General features: G+C 66.3%; 2 protein-coding genes and 1 pseudogene. All 3 read left to right on the top strand.

All coding sequences use genetic code 11. From position 1 onward, the window contains the following. Positions 1-240 (top strand): YdeI/OmpD-associated family protein (locus tag WBV89_RS17605; RefSeq protein WP_423982642.1); only part of this gene is annotated, 240 nt, incomplete at its 5' end. Between the two features lie 235 nt (positions 241-475). Further along, complete coding sequence (locus WBV89_RS17600; RefSeq protein ID WP_423982641.1) at positions 476-847, top strand: ArsR/SmtB family transcription factor; 372 nt, start codon at positions 476-478, stop codon at positions 845-847. Between the two features lie 435 nt (positions 848-1,282). Then, positions 1,283-1,787: pseudogene (locus WBV89_RS17595) on the top strand (phosphoenolpyruvate carboxykinase (GTP)); the annotation flags it as partial.

Here is a 1,787-nt window from a genome sequence, read left to right as displayed (position 1 = left end):
GTACACGACCTGCCCCAAGACCTCCAGGCTGCGCTGCTGGCTGACTCCGCCATGCTCGACGCTTGGACGGACATCACCCCGCTCGCCCGCAACGAGTTCATCTGCTGGGTCGAGGACGCCAAGAGGGACGCGACCCGACAGCGCCGAATTCGCCGAACCCAGGAGGAGCTTGCCGAAGGCAAGCGTCGTCCGTGCTGTTGGCCGGGTTGCGCACACCGAGAGCGCAACGGGAAGCCCTAGAAGCCTGACCGGAACGCTGGCCCTCGCCCCGTCGCCGGGCCCGCGGGACCCCATGCGCAAGCGACCAGCTCCCCAGACAGGCGATTCCTGCTGGTGTCGGTGGGCAACGACCAGCTGTTCTGTCTCGGCCGGCAGCAGCCACCCTGATAGATTTCGCATCTGTGAAGACCGTCAGGTGCTACCGGCGACGGTTGCGTGGATCCCATCGGGTTGTCCAGCGGGGAAAGCGAGCCTCATGAACCGGCCGATCTACCAAGTGAAGGCAGACTTCTTCAAGACGCTGGCCCACCCGGCACGCATCCGGGTCCTGGAGCTGTTGCGCAACGGGGAACTGTCGGTCGGGGCGCTCATCCCTGATGTGGGGATCGAGGCCTCGCACCTGTCCCAGCAGTTGGCGGTCTTGCGCCGGGCGAACGTGGTGCAGACCCGCAAAGAAGGCTCCACCGTCTTGTACTCGGTCGTCGACCCGCGGATCTTCGAGCTGCTCGAGTTGACGAAATCGATCCTCACGACGTCGTTGAGCGAGGCCCGCGACCTGCTCGCCGAGCTGGAGACGCTGGACTTCGCTGACAACCCGTCAGATCCGGGGCGCACCAAGAAGCGTTGAAGCTGGCCGCCCCCTGGGCGGCCGGCAAGGTTCATGGGATTCGTGGCAGCGGTGGTCCGTCTCGGGTTCGATGGGCACGTCCCGCAGCAGGCCCCATGGGCAGCTCCTCGCAATGCCCGGTCGGGCAGTCGCTCGAGCTCGGTCCTCACCACGGACGGGCGCCGGAACCATCGGCGTGGGCGACGAGGTGGCCGCTCCTCGCCGGCCCGTCGGCAGACCCACCGGACGGGGCTTCCGCGATCTCGATCCGGCTCGCCTGGGGCATGGGTTCGTTCCGCTTGTCGAGGTAGGGTTACGCTCTGAGCACTTGATCATTTTGTCAGATCAGGGTCCGCTCGACCCTGGGTAGGCCCGCCGAGCGGTGTCCGACTGGCCCACGGGTCGGTGTCTGATCGCGATGCGGGGTACGAGAACCCCGGACTGGAGACGAAGACCATGGCTGCGGTGACGACCAACGCGAAGCTTCACGCTTGGGTGGACGAATGGGCCAGGGTGTTCCAGCCCGATGCGGTGCATTGGTGCGACGGCTCCGAAGAAGAGTACGAGGGACTGTGCGAGGGACTCGTCGCGGCCGGGACGTTCGAACGCCTCGATGACGAGCGGCGGCCGAACAGCTACCTGGCGTTGTCAGACCCCAGCGACGTGGCTCGGGTCGAGGATCGGACGTTCATCTGCTCGGAGTCCGAGATCGATGCCGGTCCGACGAACAACTGGCGTGAGCCGGCCAAGATGCGCAAGGTCATGCACGGCCTGTACGAGGGAGCGATGCGAGGACGCACCATGTACGTGGTGCCGTTCTCGATGGGGCCCCTCGGATCTCCGATCGCCCACATCGGCGTTCAGCTGACCGACTCTGCCTACGTCGCGGCGTCCATGCGGATCATGACCCGCATGGGTCAGGCCGCGCTGGATGAACTGGGCGAGGACGGGACGTTCGTGC

This window comes from Ilumatobacter sp. (genome assembly GCF_049588435.1).
Taxonomy (GTDB): Bacteria; Actinomycetota; Acidimicrobiia; order Acidimicrobiales; family Ilumatobacteraceae; genus Ilumatobacter_A.
Note: the sequence above shows the minus strand (reverse complement) of the source record. Positions and strands in the feature narration are given on the sequence as shown.